Source organism: Oleiphilus sp. HI0128, from assembly GCF_001635365.1.
In genome coordinates this window covers 1-865 of record NZ_LWGG01001525.1, presented here as the reverse complement: position 1 = coordinate 865, position 865 = coordinate 1, and the positions used below count along the sequence as shown (strand labels likewise).

The 865-nt window shown below is 43.9% G+C and carries 1 protein-coding gene; it reads left to right on the top strand.

Annotated features, from left to right (window positions below; genetic code table 11):
- The coding region (locus A3763_RS25070) for a peroxidase family protein (protein WP_304440849.1) at nt 1–865 on the top strand (865 nt) is incomplete at both ends.

Genomic DNA, 865 nt, shown 5'->3' with positions numbered 1-865 from the left:
TTTGATCCTGAAAAAGCTGAACAGTTAAGCACGCCAGGCGCAATTGACCATATCCTTGGTGGTTTGGTTGGCCAAAGCAAACCAAATAATTATGATGTTCCTTATGTACTGACTGAGGAATTCGTTGCGGTTTATCGTATGCACCCATTACTACGTGATGCGGTAGATATCTACGATATCGGTTCAAATGTTGTTTCTGAGCGTATCAATATTGAAGACACGCGTGATGGCGATGCAGAAGATATTCTCGATAATCAGGGCGGCGATCGTCTATGGTACTCCTTCGGCATTACTCACCCAGGTTCCTTGACGCTAAACAACTATCCTGAGTTTTTGCGTAACCTTTCAATGCCGTTAATTGGCGATATTGACTTGGCAACAATCGATATTATTCGTGACCGTGAGCGTGGTGTACCACGTTACAACGAATTCCGTCGCCAGATTGGTTTGAATCCGATTACCAAGTTTGAGGATTTAACTGAAGACCCTACAACTTTGACTGAATTGAAGCGTGTTTATAACAATGACATTGAGCAGATCGATGCTTTGGTGGGTCAGCTAGCTGAAACAGTGCGTCCTGATGGCTTTGCCTTTGGTGAGACGGCTTTCCAGGTCTTTATCCTGAATGCTTCTCGTCGTTTGATGACAGACCGTTTCTATACTGAAAGCTATACACCTGAAGTGTACACGCAAGAAGGTATCGACTGGGTAGAAAATAACACCATGGTTGACGTGATTCGTCGTCACTTCCCCGAGCTAGAGTTAAGCTTAACGGGTGTAGATAATGCCTTTAAACCATGGGGTTTGAAGATTCCAGATAACTACAAAGAGTGGTCAGCTTGTGATAAAGAGCAGCTCTTATGGA